The 14,627-nt window shown below is 63.1% G+C and carries 17 protein-coding genes; 9 read left to right on the forward strand and 8 right to left on the reverse strand.

Annotated elements, in window-relative coordinates; genetic code table 11:
- Positions 1-248 precede the first annotated feature (248 nt).
- The 3 genes from LB558_RS29670 (at position 249) to LB558_RS29680 (ending at position 2,149) form a co-directional block, all read left to right on the forward strand.
- Positions 249-1,190 carry a phosphoribosylaminoimidazolesuccinocarboxamide synthase gene (locus LB558_RS29670; RefSeq protein WP_224700747.1) on the forward strand — a complete coding sequence of 314 codons (942 nt, stop codon included), beginning with the start codon at positions 249-251 and terminating at the stop codon, positions 1,188-1,190.
- Between the two features lie 242 nt (positions 1,191-1,432).
- Entirely contained in the window at positions 1,433-1,828 is a 396-nt protein-coding gene (locus LB558_RS29675; RefSeq protein ID WP_024504171.1) for an acyl-CoA thioesterase, read from the forward strand.
- 117 nt (positions 1,829-1,945) lie between these two features.
- Positions 1,946-2,149 carry a hypothetical protein gene (locus LB558_RS29680; RefSeq protein ID WP_224700748.1) on the forward strand — a complete coding sequence of 68 codons (204 nt, stop codon included), beginning with the start codon at positions 1,946-1,948 and terminating at the stop codon, positions 2,147-2,149.
- A gap of 150 nt (positions 2,150-2,299) precedes the next feature.
- Here the strand turns inward: LB558_RS29680 and LB558_RS29685 are convergent, their stop codons facing one another.
- The gene (locus tag LB558_RS29685; protein WP_224700749.1) at positions 2,300-2,668 is read right to left on the reverse strand and encodes a winged helix-turn-helix transcriptional regulator; all 369 of its coding nucleotides are present in this window, start codon (positions 2,666-2,668) and stop codon (positions 2,300-2,302) included.
- An 88-nt stretch (positions 2,669-2,756) separates the two neighbouring features.
- Here LB558_RS29685 and LB558_RS29690 point away from each other — a divergent pair, with 88 nt between their 5' ends.
- Positions 2,757-3,362: an NADPH-dependent FMN reductase gene (locus LB558_RS29690; protein ID WP_023809763.1), complete on the forward strand. Its 606-nt coding sequence runs from the start codon at positions 2,757-2,759 to the stop codon at positions 3,360-3,362.
- A 60-nt stretch (positions 3,363-3,422) separates the two neighbouring features.
- On the opposite strand, the gene LB558_RS29695 is transcribed toward LB558_RS29690, so the two are convergent.
- Positions 3,423-4,232 carry an MBL fold metallo-hydrolase gene (locus tag LB558_RS29695; protein WP_318011678.1) on the reverse strand — a complete coding sequence of 270 codons (810 nt, stop codon included), beginning with the start codon at positions 4,230-4,232 and terminating at the stop codon, positions 3,423-3,425.
- A gap of 78 nt (positions 4,233-4,310) precedes the next feature.
- Positions 4,311-4,703 carry a helix-turn-helix domain-containing protein gene (locus LB558_RS29700; RefSeq protein ID WP_318011679.1) on the reverse strand — a complete coding sequence of 131 codons (393 nt, stop codon included), beginning with the start codon at positions 4,701-4,703 and terminating at the stop codon, positions 4,311-4,313.
- A 97-nt stretch (positions 4,704-4,800) separates the two neighbouring features.
- On the opposite strand from LB558_RS29700, the gene LB558_RS29705 reads away from it, so the two are divergent.
- Positions 4,801-5,781, forward strand: a complete 981-nt coding sequence (locus LB558_RS29705) for a quinone oxidoreductase family protein (protein ID WP_224700751.1) — start codon at positions 4,801-4,803, stop codon at positions 5,779-5,781.
- Positions 5,782-5,889: 108 nt separating this feature from the next.
- Positions 5,890-6,816 (forward strand): DMT family transporter, encoded by a 927-nt coding sequence (locus LB558_RS29710; RefSeq protein ID WP_224700752.1) that lies wholly within the window; start codon positions 5,890-5,892, stop codon positions 6,814-6,816.
- A 144-nt stretch (positions 6,817-6,960) separates the two neighbouring features.
- On the opposite strand, the gene LB558_RS29715 is transcribed toward LB558_RS29710, so the two are convergent.
- Positions 6,961-7,734 (reverse strand): alpha/beta hydrolase, encoded by a 774-nt coding sequence (locus LB558_RS29715; protein ID WP_224700753.1) that lies wholly within the window; start codon positions 7,732-7,734, stop codon positions 6,961-6,963.
- Positions 7,735-7,852: 118 nt separating this feature from the next.
- Here LB558_RS29715 and LB558_RS29720 point away from each other — a divergent pair, with 118 nt between their 5' ends.
- The gene (locus LB558_RS29720) at positions 7,853-8,449 is read left to right on the forward strand and encodes a CGNR zinc finger domain-containing protein (RefSeq protein ID WP_224700754.1); all 597 of its coding nucleotides are present in this window, start codon (positions 7,853-7,855) and stop codon (positions 8,447-8,449) included.
- A gap of 37 nt (positions 8,450-8,486) precedes the next feature.
- Here LB558_RS29720 and LB558_RS29725 read toward each other — a convergent pair whose 3' ends face one another.
- Positions 8,487-9,995: a winged helix-turn-helix domain-containing tetratricopeptide repeat protein gene (locus tag LB558_RS29725; RefSeq protein WP_224700755.1), complete on the reverse strand. Its 1,509-nt coding sequence runs from the start codon at positions 9,993-9,995 to the stop codon at positions 8,487-8,489.
- Positions 9,996-10,123: 128 nt separating this feature from the next.
- Here LB558_RS29725 and LB558_RS29730 point away from each other — a divergent pair, with 128 nt between their 5' ends.
- Positions 10,124-10,366 (forward strand): DUF1127 domain-containing protein, encoded by a 243-nt coding sequence (locus tag LB558_RS29730; protein WP_224700756.1) that lies wholly within the window; start codon positions 10,124-10,126, stop codon positions 10,364-10,366.
- 26 nt (positions 10,367-10,392) lie between these two features.
- Here LB558_RS29730 and LB558_RS29735 read toward each other — a convergent pair whose 3' ends face one another.
- Together LB558_RS29735 and LB558_RS29740 are read right to left on the reverse strand one after the other, a co-directional pair.
- The gene (locus LB558_RS29735; RefSeq protein ID WP_224700757.1) at positions 10,393-11,703 is read right to left on the reverse strand and encodes a hemolysin family protein; all 1,311 of its coding nucleotides are present in this window, start codon (positions 11,701-11,703) and stop codon (positions 10,393-10,395) included.
- Between the two features lie 75 nt (positions 11,704-11,778).
- Positions 11,779-12,693 (reverse strand): LysR family transcriptional regulator, encoded by a 915-nt coding sequence (locus LB558_RS29740; RefSeq protein ID WP_224700758.1) that lies wholly within the window; start codon positions 12,691-12,693, stop codon positions 11,779-11,781.
- A 126-nt stretch (positions 12,694-12,819) separates the two neighbouring features.
- Between LB558_RS29740 and LB558_RS29745 the strand changes: the two genes are divergently transcribed.
- The gene (locus LB558_RS29745; protein ID WP_224700759.1) at positions 12,820-13,842 is read left to right on the forward strand and encodes a zinc-dependent alcohol dehydrogenase family protein; all 1,023 of its coding nucleotides are present in this window, start codon (positions 12,820-12,822) and stop codon (positions 13,840-13,842) included.
- Positions 13,843-13,855: 13 nt separating this feature from the next.
- Here the strand turns inward: LB558_RS29745 and LB558_RS29750 are convergent, their stop codons facing one another.
- Positions 13,856-14,563 carry an LssY C-terminal domain-containing protein gene (locus tag LB558_RS29750; RefSeq protein ID WP_224700760.1) on the reverse strand — a complete coding sequence of 236 codons (708 nt, stop codon included), beginning with the start codon at positions 14,561-14,563 and terminating at the stop codon, positions 13,856-13,858.
- Positions 14,564-14,627: the final 64 nt, after the last annotated feature.

Here is a 14,627-nt window from a genome sequence, read left to right on the forward strand (position 1 = left end):
AGGCTCCGGAAATCTGGCTGCAGCCTAGACGCGACGGGTTGATCGCGTCGCCGCGCCATCCGGCATCAGTTGTGAAAAAAGCGACCGTCGAACTGGTCGGGTTTGCGTGGATTCCCGACAATCGCGCTTGATATCTACCTTCTCGACAGCCTATGCGATGGTATTATTTTGGCGCATGATTTTTTCCGAAAAGTCTGCAACTTTTCGGAATCATGCTCTGGCCACTCTGCGGAAGGCAGGAAAATCATATGCGGACCCTGTCGGATGCGTTCATTCCCGAACTGCCGGGCCACTACAGCGGCAAGGTCCGCGAAAATTACGACCTTGCGGATGGCCGGCGCATCATCATCGCCACCGACCGCCTCAGTGCCTTCGACACCATCCTGACTTCGATCCCGTTCAAGGGCGAGATCCTCACCCAGACGGCGCGGTACTGGTTCGAGGAAACCGCCGACATCTGCCCGAACCATGTTCTCGAATACCCCGACCCGAACGTCGTCGTCGGCACAAGGCTCGACATTCTGCCGGTCGAGATCGTCGTGCGTGGCTATCTGGCGGGAACCACCAGCACCTCGATCCTGACGCGTTACAAGCGCGGTGACCGTGACATGTACGGCATCCGCCTGCCGGAGGGCCTGCGCGACAATGAGAAGCTGGCAGAGCCGATCATCACGCCGACCAGCAAGGCCGCGCATGGTGGCCACGACGAACCGCTGTCCAAAGCCGAGATCCTCGAACAGGGCCTGCTTACGCCAGCGCAGTGGGAGATGGTATCGGACTACGCCTTGCGGCTGTTCGGCCGTGGCCAGCAGCGTGCCGCCGAACGCGGCCTCATCCTCGCCGACACGAAGTACGAATTCGGCACCGATAAGGACGGGACCATCATTCTTGCCGACGAAATCCACACGCCCGACAGCAGCCGGTACTGGATCGCAGCGAGCTACGAACAGGCGCTCGCGGGCGGCAGCCGGCCGGAGAGCTTCGACAAGGATTTCATCCGCTCCTGGGTCTCGGCGCGCTGCGATCCCTACAGCGACCCGATCCCCAAAATACCCGACGAGATCGTCGAACAGGCCTCGCGGGTCTACGTGCAGGCCTATGAGGCGATCACAGGCAAGGAATTTTCTCCGGACCTGTCCGGGGACAGCGTGCTCGATCGCATTCGCAGGAACCTCAGGCGCTATTTCTAGGCCTGATCAAACTTCGCGGGGCGTTGGCTGACGGTGCATTAAACGAAAACCCGCCTCTGCGGCGGGTCACTGGCGCAAACCAGCACCATGCACAAATATCTACCATAGCTGAGGGCACCGAGTCAAGAAAAAATTCCTATCGCGAGAAGCTTCGGAGCCCCGTGGCCATGCCGTGGCGCGTTGACCTTCGGGCGCCGTGACGATACGGGATCGAGGGCAGCCGGTCTCGAAGGATTTCTCGCATGGTGCACTACGCTGAAGGACGGCCGCTTGGCGATCTGACGTTGCGCACTCTGGCCATGCCTTCGGACGCCAATGCGGCGGGCGACATTTTCGGCGGCTGGGTGATGGCGCAGATGGACCTGGCCTGCGGCATCCGCGCCGCCGAGCGCGCCAAGGGCCGCGTGGTCACCGCGGCGGTGAAGGAGATGTCCTTCGCCAAGGCGATGAAGATCGGCGACACGCTGTGCATCTACACCCATGTCGAGCGTGTCGGCCGCACCTCGATGACGCTCAAGGTCGAAGCCTGGGCGCAGCGCTACCTCTCCGACCTGATGGAAAAGGTTACGCACGCCGATTTCGTCATGGTGGCGCTGGATGGCGAGGGCAAGCCGAAAGCGGTTCCTGCCGAAGGCTGACGCAAGCCGTCTTCTCCCACGCATGGCCGTTTGTAACAGGGGCCGTGTGGCAGACCCGTTTCGCGACATCCAACGGTTGCCTCCATGCCCGATCCTGCTGCAATCGGGGGAGAGACAATGCGTCAACATCTGCTGAACGGTTGGCTTGTGGCAGCCCTGGTCGCGACGACCTGCCTGCTCGGCATGACCGCTTACGCGGAGGTGAAGGAAGACATTTCGCGCATTGCCTGCACGCATGGCGACAAGGCTCCCGGCGAGCGGGGGGCACGGTGTGATACCTGTGCCGTCGCGCGATGCGATGTCCGCACATCAGGAGCCTGAGCGGCAGCCGCCAGGTGACGGCATGAGCGGCAATCCGCCAGCCAAAACGGCGCGTGCATTTCGGGCAACGATCCACGCAGCCGAGACAGAATCTCCGATTAGACAAGCCGGAAGTTGCGTGCGTACTGAATCCCTTGTAACGCAAGGGTTTCAGGCGTGCGTGCCGTCGAATTTTTCGCGCGCCGCCTTGACGCGCAGGGTGTTCGCGCGCGCCCATTCGCTCAGTGCGCTGACGGGGATCAGCAGCTCGTGGCCAAGCTCGGTCAGCTCATAATCGACGCGCGGCGGAATGGTTGGAAACACGGTGCGGGTGACGAAGCCGTCACGCTCCAGCCCGCGCAAGGTGGTGGTCAGCATCTTCTGCGAGATGCCGCCGACAGCTGCGCGCAATTCGTTGAAACGCAGCGGTCCGTCGCCCAGCTTGCCGACGACCAGAACGGTCCATTTGTCGCCGACGCGCTGCAGGATTTCCGAGATGGCGCGGCAGTCCTCGGTGCGGTGTGGGTGCCTCGGTAACAAAAAAGTGCCTTCTTGCGCGTCGCGTTTGCAGTATCTCATATAGCGCAGGTATCCAAATGATACCAGTACTTCGTGCAAGGAGAGCCCTATGTCCAAACCCAAGATTGCCATCGTCGTCGGATCGACGCGCGCCGCTCGTTTCGCCGATGTGCCAACCCAGTGGATCGCCAAGATCGCCAAGTCGCATGCCGACATCGACGTCGAGATCGTCGACCTGCGCGACTTCCCGCTGCCGTTCTTCGACGAGGTCGCTTCCTCCGCCTGGGCGCCTTCGCAGAACGAAGTGGCACAGCGCTGGCAGAAGAAGGTCGCCGAATTCGACGGCTTCATCTTCACCGCCGCCGAATACAATCATGGCCCGACGGCCGTGCTGAAGAATGCCATCGATTACGCCGCCAATGAATGGAACAAGAAGCCGGCCGGCTTCGTCGGTTATGGCAGCGTCGGCGGCTCGCGTGCCGTCGAACAGCTTAGACTGTATGCCGTCGAATTGCAGATGGCGCCGGTCAAGTCGGCCGTCCATATCGCCTGGGGCGATTTCCTTGCCGTGCGCCAGGGCGAGAAGAAGCTGGAAGACCTAGAGCATCTGAACCAGGCCGCCACGGCGCTGGTCAACGATGTTGCGTGGTGGGCCAAGGTTCTCAAGGCAGCGCGTCAGGCCGACGCCGTCGCCGAGGAAGTCAAGGCGGCCTGAGCGCCGGTTCGAATTATCCTCCCAAGGAACCGGGGCGGCGCTTGCGCCGCCCTTTTTCAATTATAGCGGCTCGAATCGGAAGCTGGCGCCGGATCGGACGACGCGGCCAACACCGGGCGAATCCAGATGCGCGCCGGCAACGAAACAATGATCGTCGGCAGCAAGCGCCAGCAACCGCAACCGGCTTTCGCGCGCCTGGTCCTGATCGGCATCGAATTCCCAGGTCACCTCAGGTCGATCGAACTGAAGCGATGGGACGTGAACGGTGTCGCCCCAAATCAAAATGCGTTCGCCGCCGCCAGAAACACGAAAGCAGCTGTGTCCCGCTTCATGGCCATGAGCGTCGACAACGTCGACATGTGTCCCGATACGGTCTCCGGCTTCGAATGGTTCCGCCATGCCGTGAAATCGTTCGAGCCGCGCTTCGGCGCGAAAAAAGCCGAGTTCTTCCCTGGGAACGAGCAAGCGCGCCAGGCGCGGGAAAGCGTCCAGGCCGTCGGCAAGCACAAGACCATGGATGTGGTCGAGATGCGTGTGGGTGAAGCAGACGGTCCGGACTCGTCCGGCATCGATGCCAGCTTCGTCCAGCGCCTCGGGAAGTCGGCCCATGGTTGGATGCCAGGCGTTCGAGGCGCCGGTATCGATCAAGATGATCCCGTTTCCATCGTCAATCGCAAAGGCATTGACGAAAAGCCTGAGTTGACCACCGACCAAAGCGACTTGTTGCGGCAATTCATCGCCAAAAGGCTTGTCGCCGGGTTGCCGAATCCGTCCGATCGGCATGTCGACGTAGCCATCGCGCAAGGAGGTGATGCGCAAGTCACCAAGATCGTAGGTCTGATAAAGGTCGCCTGAAGCTATGCGGTGCATTTTTTCCGATCCGTCTGTAGACAATCGACAACCTGCGACGGGCCAGCCCGTGTCGGCAACCCGCCCCGTCAATTCGATCTATGCCATGGGTGCGTGCATCGCCTGCCGTGGCCGGATGATGCAGTCGGCGAGGCGGTCCGTCTCGTTCAACTCGTCGGCGTGGTGCTGGCCCCATTGGCAGAGCGCCAGCAGGATCGGCTCGAGGCTGAGGCCGAGGCGCGTCGCCGAGTATTCGACGCGCGAGGGCACTTCGGCGAAGATCTCGCGGCTGACGAGGCCGTGCTCTTCCATTTCGCGCAGCTGCTGGATCAGCACTTTCTGGGTGATGCCCGGCATCAGCGCCTTGAGTGCCGACAGTCGCCGGGGACCATCGAAGAGATGGTAGAGGATGACCGCCTTCCAGCGGCCCGCGATCACTTTCAGCGCCCGTTCCGCCGGCAGCATAGGCAGTCTTTTGATCAGTGCAGCCATGGTCACCTCCTGGTCAGCAGGGGACAAATGAGTGTGTAGTCGAGGTTCCGCAGATAGTGGCAAACCGCTGCCGATGCCAGTGCGATCGGAGTTTGCCATGAAAGCCATTCAACTCAACCGCTTCGGTGGTCCCGAGGTGCTGGAGGCGGTCGATCTGCCGGCGCCTGTGCCGCGGGCCGGCGAGGTGCTGATCCGTGTCCATGCCGCCGGGATCAACTTCTTTGAAGTGCTGATGCGCGTGAACCGCTACGCGGTGACGCCGCAACTGCCGATGATCCCGGGCGTCGAGGCGGCGGGTGTCGTCGAGGCCGTCGGGCAAGGCGTGGATGCACAATTGCTGGGTCGCCGCGTGGCCGCGCCGCTGTTCATCTCGCAGCGTCCCCACAGCGGCTATGCGGAGCAGGTGACGATGTCAGCCGATCTCGTCGTGCCGCTGCCGGATTCGCTGTCGTTCGAGGCTGCGACGGCGCTCATGGTGCAGGGGCTGACGGCACTTCATCTGCTTCGCCAAAGCCCTCCTGATGGCAAGGCAGTGCTGGCGCCGGCCGCATCGGGCGGTGTGGGAACGCTGCTTGTCCAACTGGCCGGGCTGAAGGGCGCACGCCGGGTGATCGCGACCTCAGGCGGCAAGGCAAAGCTGGATCTGGCCCTGTCGCTCGGCGCCGATGCCGCAGTCGACTATACCAAGCCGGACTGGCCCGCTCGCGTCCGCGACCTCACGGGCGGGGAGGGTGCCAACGTCATCTACGACACAGTCGGCGGTGCGCTGACCGCTGCCTTGCTTGAGGCCTTGGCGCCTGGCGGCGAACTGGTGTTTGCGGCGCTCGGGCGCTTTGGCCTCGCTGCCTCCGATCTGGAGGCGATGATCGGCCGCAATCAGTCACTCAGGGGTTTCGCGCTGCTGCCGCTGCTGTCTGACGATGTGCTGAAAGCCAGCCTGTCCGAGCTGTTCCAAATGGCGGCAAACGGCCGGCTGCAGGTCACGATCGGCGGCCGATTCCCGCTCGACCAGGCCGGCGAAGCGCACCGATTGCTGGACGAACGCCGGTCGACCGGGAAGGTGGTGCTGATACCCTGATATCGATAGTCGCGAACACGACGTCGATCGGGGTTGGACTGCTACATCGACGGGGCTGCCATCTGGTCGCGCCCTTTTGCCCTGATATATCCGGCTGCAATCCGTCACATGAGTGAAGCCGTGAAGACATCCAGCCTGACCGGCGCCGTTTCCCCAATGATCCCGGTGCTCGTATGCGCCCTGGCGATCTTCCTGCTGTCCGGGATGGATGCAGCGATGAAGATCCTGGTCATCGCGGTCGGCGTCTACAACACCTTGCTGTGGCGCAGCATGGTCGCGACCGTGGTCGCGGGCGCGGCCTGGTTGGCGGGACCGCGCTTAAAGCCAACCATACCGGTGCTGAGGCTGCATGCGCTGCGTGCCGCGATTGTCGGCGTCGTCCTGATATCCTTCTTCTGGGGCTTGGCCAGGCTGCCGCTCGCGGAGGCGATCGGGCTCAGCTTCGTGGCGCCCTTGTTTGCCCTGTTTCTCGCCGCGCTGCTGCTGGGCGAGCGGATCCGGCGCCAGGCTGTCTGGGCATCGTTGGCCGGCATCACCGGCGTCGCCATCATCATGGCCGGCCAGTTCGGGCAGGCAGACTATTCGCAAGATGCCATGCTCGGCACGGCAGCGGTGCTCGTATCGACGGTGTTCTACGGCTACAATCTGATCCTCGCCCGGCAACAGGCGCAGTTGGCCAAGCCGATCGAGATCATGCTGTTCCAGAACCTTTGCGTTGCCATCCTCCTCGGCCTCGCGGCACCCTGGCTCGCCGTCGCCCTGCCGAGCAATCTTTGGCTTCCTTTGGCCGGGGTGACGGTGCTGTCGCTTGCCGGGCAATTCCTGATGAGCTGGTCCTACGCCCGCGCCGAAGCGCAATATCTGATCCCGACGGAATACTCGGCCTTCATCTGGGCGGTAGCACTTGGCTGGTTCTTCTTCGGTGAGGAGGCGACCTGGACCACCTTGACGGGAGCGTGCCTGATCGTTGCCGGCTGCCTGATCGCCGCGCGGGCTAATCCCAAGCTTGCCGAGCCCATCGAAGTGGCGGTTTGAGCGCCGATTGTCAGCGCCCTGCAGGATCGCGAAATACCCCAGCCTCCACCTCGTGCATGAAGTGAGTGATGAGAGCCGCGCATTGGCGATGATGCGTTTCGAGAAGCATGTGTCCGCTCTCAAAGACATGGATTTCGACTGCATCTAGGTCGCGGCTGTAGGCCATGATCTCGTCCAGCGCGAAGAAGGCGTCGTGCCGTCCCACAGCACAAGGCATGCTGGCTGTTGGTCGCGGAGATAGGCCTGGATGGCCGGGAAGCGCGCGATGTGCGAGCCATAGTCGGTGAAGATTGCGAACTGAATGTCGGTGTTGCCGGGCCTCGCCAGGCGCTCCGTATCGAGATACCAACCCTCGGGCGGAAACAACACCTTCAGACGCTCGGGGAGACCGCCGATATATTGGTTTCGGGTCCCCTCGAAATTCATCCAGTCCGGCAGTTTGGCGCGGTTTTCTTCAGTCGGTTCGGCGAAGAACGCCTTCGGCGCGTCCCATTCCGGTCCCAGCCCTTCGTCATGGGCATTGCTGTCCTGCGCGATCAGGCCGAGGATTCGATCCGGCCGCCGTGTGGCGAGATGATAGCCGACGGGCGTGCCGAAGTCAGTGATGTAAAGGAAGAATCGCTGGAGGCCGAGGGCCTCGATGAAGGCTTCGATCGTGTTGGCCAGGTTCTCGAACGTGTAGTCATAGGTATCGATGGAAGGGGCAGACGAAAAGCCGAAACCGGGCAGATCCGGCGCCACTACATAGGCTGTCTCCGCCAGCGGTTCGATGACATTGCGATAGACGTGCGACGAAGTCGGATATCCGTGCAGCAGCAGGATTGCCGGTCTGCCGGGATCGCCGGCATGACGGTAGAAGATGTCGAGGCCGTCGACATTGATGGTTTCGTGGCGGGTCTTGTAACGATTGCTGCGCATCCGCTCTCTCCTAGCGGTTCCGCGCCGATCTGGCGGTGCTATGGCCTTGACACCACATATCTGTATGATCACGGTTACATCATGTAACCGTATAATCCGGCTAATGAGGTTATGTTCCATGGGCGATGCATACACCGAATGGGTGCCGGATCACTTCATAGGCGGGCATCCCGCTTTGGACCTGTCGAACGCCGTGTTCGACCGGCGGGCGCCGGCAACTGACAATGAACTATTCAAGTCCGTCCGGGATGTTGCGAACTGGTTCAGCGCCTCAGGGCTTGCCGACGATCGCCAGGCGCAGGCCGTCGCCGAGATAGCGGATAGGCGGTTCGTGGAATGGGTCCGCGAAATGCGGGAGGCGTCATTTCAGGTTTTCGAGCCCATCGCCGCGGGCAAACCGTCTGCGATCGAACCGCTCGGCGTGTTGTTCTCGCGCACGGCAAGCTCGCTTGCCGCCGGGTCTATCGAGCTGGATCGCACCAGGCCGGAGCTTGCCCTTGCCCGGTGGCGGGATCCGGAGGCCGTCACCGCGTTGCTGGCCATGCTGTCCATCGAAGCGTTCTTCACCCTGCCGCGCGATAGGCTGCATTCCTGCCCTCGCTGTGGCTGGCTTTTCCTCGATACGTCGCGAGGCGGGAAGCGGCGCTGGTGCAGCATGCGCACCTGCGGCAACCGCGAAAAGGTCTCGCGCCACCGACATCATACCGACGTCTAGACTTGGGTTAGCTGTGGGCAGGCTGGATGCCGGCGCGTCACTCGGGAAGACCGGCCTTGCGAAAACCATCGACGAAATGCTCCTCTATGGTCGCGTCGCGGAATGGCTCGGTCATCACCCAATGGCGGGTCGTGAAATGCGGGTTGCTGATGAGGAACATTTCGACCTCGGCGCGCGCCTCGTCGAGCCGGCCGAGTTGGGCCAGGCTTGCCGCCAGGAACCGGCGTGAGCTTGTGCGATAGGTCTCGTCCCGGCGCAGTGTCTCCACGGCGGCCTCGTATTCGCGCGCCGCGTATTGCGCCGCGCCGAGCGTCAGATAATACCAGCTTGCGGGAAACGGGTTCAGCCGGAATGCCTTGCGGATATGCTCGAGGCCTTCTTCGACCCGTCCGGCCAGGACCGCGATGTCGGACAAGGTTGCCCAGGCGTCGGCCTCGTTCGGGTCGAGTTCGAAAGCCTTGGCGAATTCCGCGTCCGCCTCGGCGAAGCGGCGTTCATAGGCGAGCAGGTTGGCAAGAACCCAGTGGCAGCCGGCATCGTTGGGATCGATCGCCACGGCCTTGCGCGCCAGCTCCAAAGCTACGCTGCGGTTTGGCTCGATGGGTTCGCCCCAATGCACCCACCCCATCCAGTGGTTCATGGCAAGCCAGCGATAGGCCTCGGCGTATTCCGGATCGAGCGCTACCGCGCGCGTCAGCATCAGATGCGCTTCGCGGGCCGTCTGCGGCGAATCGTCGATCAGCTTGCGAGCCCGCACGCAGAGATCATAGGCCTCGAGATTCCTGGGCCGATTGCGCGGCGGCGGCGCGCGCAGCCGGCCAAGCAGCGCTTCCACGATCTTGGCCGTCACTTCGTCCTGAACGGCAAAGATATCCTCCAGGCCGCGATCGAAACGCTCCGCCCATAGATGTTCGCCGCTCACCGCATCGACCAGCTGTGCGTTGATGCGCACGCGCCCCGCGGCGCGTCTTGCACTGCCTTCCAACAGGTAGCGCACGCCAAGATCCCCGGCGATCTCGCGCACGTCCATCGCTTTTCCCTTGTAGGCAAAGGTCGAGTTGCGGGCGATGACGAACAGGCCGGATATCCTGGACAGGTCGGTGATCAGGTCTTCCGTCAACCCATCCACGAAGGAATCCTGCTCGGGATCGTTGCTGAAATTGACGAAGGGCAGCACGGCTATCGATGGTTTGTCGGGCAGCGGCAATAGTTTTCGCTTGGCCTGGCCGAGATGTTCGACGGCCCCGGTGAAACGGTAGCCGACGCGCGGAACCGTGGATATCCATTCGCCGTTCTCGCCGACAGGACCAAGCAGCTTGCGCAACTGCGCGATCTGGACGGTGAGATTGCCTTCCTCGACGGCCGTGCCCGGCCACGCCGCGTCCATCAGCTCGGCCTTCCCCAAGATTTCGCCGGGCCGCCCGACGAGTGCCGCAAGCAGGCTCAGCCCGCGATAGCCAATGGCAACGGGGACATCGTTCCGAAGCAGCGTTCCCGCACCCGGATCAAGCACGAACGGACCAAAGGCAAAACGCGATCCCTGCATAGGCGCATCTATAGCTCGTTTGGAAGTTTTGAGAACTATTTGGGAGGGCTTAATTACGGCGCCGTCCGTATCCTGCAGAATTCAACCTCATAGAGAGCCCTAGGCCCTCAAACCATATGGAGGTTGCCATGACCAATACCCTCACTTGTGCAGCGCGGCCGGGAACGCCCGTGCGGCCGGCATCGCGCCGGCTCCTGAAGACCCTGCGAAGCATCATCGCGAGCCGGCACGATCGGACCTGGCGCGAGCGGATACGCTTTCGCTGGCAACTCAGGCAAATGTCGAAGGACAATCCGCATCTGATCGACGATATCGGCCTGACGATAGAGCAGGTCGAGGGAGAGATCGCCAAGTCCTTCTGGGAACGATAGCGCAATGCCGCAAATGGCGTCGACCGTCAGCGCACCGCCTCACGATGGGCGCCGGCCAGGCGGGTGGCGATCAGCTTGTCGATGCGGCGGCCGTCGAGATCGACCACCTCGAAGCGCCAGCCCTGCGCGTCGACGCATTCGCCAGTCGCCGGCAGATGATGCATGTGCGACAGCACATAACCGGCGACGGTTTCGTAATCGCGGTTTTCCGGCAGGTCGAAGCCGAGAATGTCGGCCATCTCGTCGGCCTGCATGTAGCCGGCGAGCAGCCACGAGCCGTCCTCGCGCTTGACCGCGTTTTCCTCATCGCCGGCGTCGGTGTCCGCGCGGAACACGCCGGTGATGGCTTCCAGAATGTCGGCCGGGGTGACGATGCCTTCGAAATGGCCGTATTCGTCATGCACCAGCGCCATCGGCACGTCGGAATCCTTTAGCTTCTGCAGCACATCCAGCGCGTCGGCCTGGTCGTAGACGATGGGGGCTGCGCGCACATGCCTGCGCGGGTCGAGCACGCGGCCGGCAAGCAATGCGGCCAGCACGTCACGCGTCTGGACGACGCCGACCATGACATCGACGCCGCCGTCGCCTGCCGGCAGGCGCGAATGCTGGGTTTCCATGAGCAGCTTGCGGATGGCCGCCTCGTCGGATTGCAGATTGATCCAGTCTACTTCGGTGCGCGGCGTCATCACCGCGCGCACGGCGCGGTCGCCAAGCCGCATGACGCCGGCGATCATGCGCCGCTCGTCGGATTCGATGGTGCCGTGATGCTCGGCCTCGGCGACCAGCATCTTGATCTCCTCGTCGGTGACCTTCTCCTCGCTTTCGCCGCGCTGGCCGAGCAGCCACAATATGGCGCGGCCGGAGAAGTCGAGCAGGAAGACCAGCGGCGCCGAGACCGTGGCGAGGATGGTCATTGCCGGAGCGACCCTGGCGGCGACCCGTTCGGGGTCACGCAACGCGATCTGCTTGGGCACCAGCTCGCCGACGATCAGCGAGAAATAGGTGATGATGGCGACGACGATGCCGACGCCGAGCGGATCGGCAACGGTCTCACGGATGCCGGTGGAGGCGAGGAACTGCGCCAGCCGCTCGCCGAGCGTGGCGCCGGAAAAGGCGCCGGAGAGGACGCCGACCAGGGTGATGCCGATCTGCACGGAGGAGAGGAACTTGCCGGGATTTGAACCAAGCTCGAGCGCGCGGCCGGCGCCATTGATGCCGCGATCGATCATCGCTTTCAGCCGGGCCGGTCGCGACGAGACGATGGCAAGTTCGGACATCGACAGAAGGCCGTTCACACAGATGAGGACGACCACGATAGCGATTTCGACGTATAACATGAGCGGTCAATAGCATTGCGGCGCGGTCTTCGAAAATAGTCCGGCGTGATTTTTGACAAATGACCGGTGTTTCGGTCACCCGGCATCCCAGGGCGGCGCCGAAAAATGTAGGACGAGGGCGTCGACGACAACCCGCACCTTTGGCGTGAGCGCGCGCGTCACCGGCCAGACGGCATGCACGACGATGTTTTCGACTAGGCAGTCCGACAGCACCATTTCGAGATCGCCGCTTTTGAGGCTGTCGGCGGCCAGCCATGTCGGCAGGAAGGCGATGCCGCAGCCGGCGAGCGCTGCATCCAGCATCGGTTCGCCGTGCCCGAGAACGAGCCGCGCCTTGGGCACGAAGGTTGCGAGATGGCCGTCGGAATGCCTGATCACCCAGGGACGGACGATGCCCTCGCGACCGTAGCCAACGACGCTGTGACCCGCGAGATCCTCGACCGATTGCGGCCGGCCATGCCTGTCGAGATAGTCGGGAGCAGCGCACATGGCCGAGCGCTGGGCGTAGAGGCGCCTGGCCGCAAGCGACAGGCTGTCGTCGAGTTCGCCCATGCGGATCGCCAGGTCGATGCCCTCCTCGATCAGGTCGACGCGGCGGTCATTGAAGGAGACTTCCACCGTCAGGTCCGGAAATTTCCTCGAAATCTCGAACAGCACGGGGGCGACGCAGCGTCGGCCGAAGGCCAGCGGCACGTCGATCCGAAGCCGGCCAGACGGGACCTGCCGGCGCGAGGCGAGCAGCGACTGTGCGGCTTCGATCTCGGCCAGGGCCCGGATGCAGGCTTCATAGTAGCTGACGCCTTCGCTGGTCGGGCTGAGACTGCGGGTGGTGCGGTTCAGCAAGCGAACGCTGAGCCTCTGCTCCAGTTGCGCGATCGATTTGCCGATCGCCGACTTCGTCACATGCAGCCGCTCGCCGGCGCTGGTGAAGCTGCCGGCCTCCACCGCCTGAACAAACGCGACGATGCCTTGCAGGTCGGCCGTTTTCATGGTGATTTCCTATTGTCGACTTCTAGTCCGCAATAAGTCTCAAATTATACCGCACAGAAGCACTATTTTCTATAGTCGAAAGGCATGAATGTCTCGCTTGGTATCACTCCCGGAGCGCGAGACGACATGAGCACCCAAATCAACAGATCCTGGCAGATGAGCGGTTTTGGCCTGTCGAGGCTAAGCCAGGTGGAGGGCAAGGTCCCCGAGCCAGGGCCGCACGATCTGCTGGTGCGGACCAAGGCCGTATCGCTCAACTACAAGGACAAGATGATCGTAGACGGCGTGCTGATCCCCGACCTTGCCTTTCCCTTCGTGCCGACATCCGATGCCGTGGGTGAAGTGGTGGCCGTCGGCAGTGCGGTCAGCCGCTTTCAGGTCGGGCAGCGCGTGCTCGGCCAGGTGATCGCCGATTGGCCGGATGGCGACGCGCCGCCGGTGCTGCATAAGCACACGCTGGGGTCGTCGCTGTCGGGCATGCTTTCCGATCATGTCATCTTCGGGGAGGACGCCGCGGTGCTGGCGCCGCAGTCGCTCGGCGATGTCGAGGCCGCGACATTGCCGATCGCGGCGCTGACGGCCTGGTTCGCCATGGCCGAAGCGACCAGACCGGTGCCGGGCCAGACCATTCTGATCCAGGGCACCGGCGGCGTGTCGCTGTTTGCGCTGCAGTTCGCCACCGCGTTCGGGCTGCGCGCCATCGTCACCTCAAGCAGCGATGAAAAGCTTGAGCGGGCGAGAAAGCTTGGCGCCTGGCAAGGGATCAACTACCGCACGCAACCGGCCTGGGACGAGGCCGCGCGTGAGCTGACGAATGGGCTGGGCGTGAACCACGTTCTGGAAATGGTCGGCGGCGACAATGCACGGCGATCGCTGAACGCGCTGGCCGCCGACGGCCGGCTGTCGATCATCGGCCTGCTGGGCGCGATGGAACTCAGCTTCCCTATCATGCCCTTCATGCGCAACCGCATCACCGTGCAGGGCTTGTCGGTCGGCCATCGCCGCGCCTTCGAGCGTATGAACCAGGCGATCGAGGCGCTGGCGATCAAGCCGGTCATCGACAAGGTCTTTGGCTTCGGCGAGGTGCCGCAGGCCCTGCAGCATCTGGAGAAAGGACCGTTCGGCAAGATCGTGATCACCACGACCTGACCTTTGCGATGTGTCATGGCATCTGCTTCAGCACGCCGACAATTGCCTCGCCGTCCGTGAAATAGGGATCGCCGCCGCCATTGCGTCCGGTACTGGTGGCGCCGACACCCGATATGTCGCTGGTCGAGATCAGCGTGCCGGCGGTGGCCAGGTCGCGCATCAGGAAATCGCGCTCGGCGTCGATGTCGGGGCCGATATGGTGGGTGACGGCGCCGGTATCGTGGCTGAGGCCGACGCCGCGATCGAAGCTGGCCGAGCCCAGCCACAGCGGCCGGCCATCGTCGCCGCTTGCATCAGTCTGCCAGAAGCGGACATGATGCCGGCGGTCGGCGCTGAGGCCCTCCGGCTTTTCGAAGGCGAGATCCTGGGCGCGGCCATCGAACAGCAGCCTGCTGACCGGCGCATCGGGATAAGGGTGGTCGAACAGCACGCTTTCCCCGATCTCGATCGCGGTCTTCAGGGTGACGGCGTCGGCGGTGTCCCAGCCGGCGACGGCGAAGGCATGGACCACCTCCTTCCGCGTACCGACAAGGCCGACATTAATCGGGTCGCCCGGAATGCCTTGCGGCGTGTGCGTCAGCATCTCGAAGCGCCGCGTGCGAAAACCGCGATCGTGAAACGTCCAGAATTCCGGTGCGGCGAAATAGGCGAGCGCCAGATAGGTGGCCAGCAAGGTCGCCACCCAGATTGCAACGCGTCGCCGAAAACTTCGCTGGCTCATGAACGCCGCTCAAATGTTCCGGCGTCACATTAGGCGTTGTCATGGCATTCAGGCAAAGGATACC

Origin of the sequence: Mesorhizobium sp. CO1-1-8, from assembly GCF_020164875.1 — a bacterium.
GTDB lineage: Bacteria > Pseudomonadota > Alphaproteobacteria > Rhizobiales > Rhizobiaceae > Mesorhizobium.

Excerpts from the sequence above, each read along its gene's own strand:
- LB558_RS29700 (WP_318011679.1), bottom strand. The coding sequence starts at position 4,703 with ATGGCTGCACTGATCAAAAGACTGCCTATGCTGCCGGCGGAACGGGCG.
- LB558_RS29670 (WP_224700747.1), top strand. The coding sequence starts at position 249 with ATGCGGACCCTGTCGGATGCGTTCATTCCCGAACTGCCGGGCCACTAC.
- LB558_RS29740 (WP_224700758.1), bottom strand. The coding sequence starts at position 12,693 with ATGAAAACGGCCGACCTGCAAGGCATCGTCGCGTTTGTTCAGGCGGTG.
- LB558_RS29715 (WP_224700753.1), bottom strand. The coding sequence starts at position 7,734 with ATGCGCAGCAATCGTTACAAGACCCGCCACGAAACCATCAATGTCGAC.
- LB558_RS29675 (WP_024504171.1), top strand. The coding sequence starts at position 1,433 with ATGGTGCACTACGCTGAAGGACGGCCGCTTGGCGATCTGACGTTGCGC.
- LB558_RS29710 (WP_224700752.1), top strand. The coding sequence starts at position 5,890 with ATGAGTGAAGCCGTGAAGACATCCAGCCTGACCGGCGCCGTTTCCCCA.
- LB558_RS29745 (WP_224700759.1), top strand. The coding sequence starts at position 12,820 with ATGAGCACCCAAATCAACAGATCCTGGCAGATGAGCGGTTTTGGCCTG.
- LB558_RS29735 (WP_224700757.1), bottom strand. The coding sequence starts at position 11,703 with ATGTTATACGTCGAAATCGCTATCGTGGTCGTCCTCATCTGTGTGAAC.
- LB558_RS29695 (WP_318011678.1), bottom strand. The coding sequence starts at position 4,232 with ATGCACCGCATAGCTTCAGGCGACCTTTATCAGACCTACGATCTTGGT.
- LB558_RS29720 (WP_224700754.1), top strand. The coding sequence starts at position 7,853 with ATGGGCGATGCATACACCGAATGGGTGCCGGATCACTTCATAGGCGGG.
- LB558_RS29690 (WP_023809763.1), top strand. The coding sequence starts at position 2,757 with ATGTCCAAACCCAAGATTGCCATCGTCGTCGGATCGACGCGCGCCGCT.
- LB558_RS29730 (WP_224700756.1), top strand. The coding sequence starts at position 10,124 with ATGACCAATACCCTCACTTGTGCAGCGCGGCCGGGAACGCCCGTGCGG.
- LB558_RS29705 (WP_224700751.1), top strand. The coding sequence starts at position 4,801 with ATGAAAGCCATTCAACTCAACCGCTTCGGTGGTCCCGAGGTGCTGGAG.
- LB558_RS29750 (WP_224700760.1), bottom strand. The coding sequence starts at position 14,563 with ATGAGCCAGCGAAGTTTTCGGCGACGCGTTGCAATCTGGGTGGCGACC.
- LB558_RS29680 (WP_224700748.1), top strand. The coding sequence starts at position 1,946 with ATGCGTCAACATCTGCTGAACGGTTGGCTTGTGGCAGCCCTGGTCGCG.
- LB558_RS29725 (WP_224700755.1), bottom strand. The coding sequence starts at position 9,995 with ATGCAGGGATCGCGTTTTGCCTTTGGTCCGTTCGTGCTTGATCCGGGT.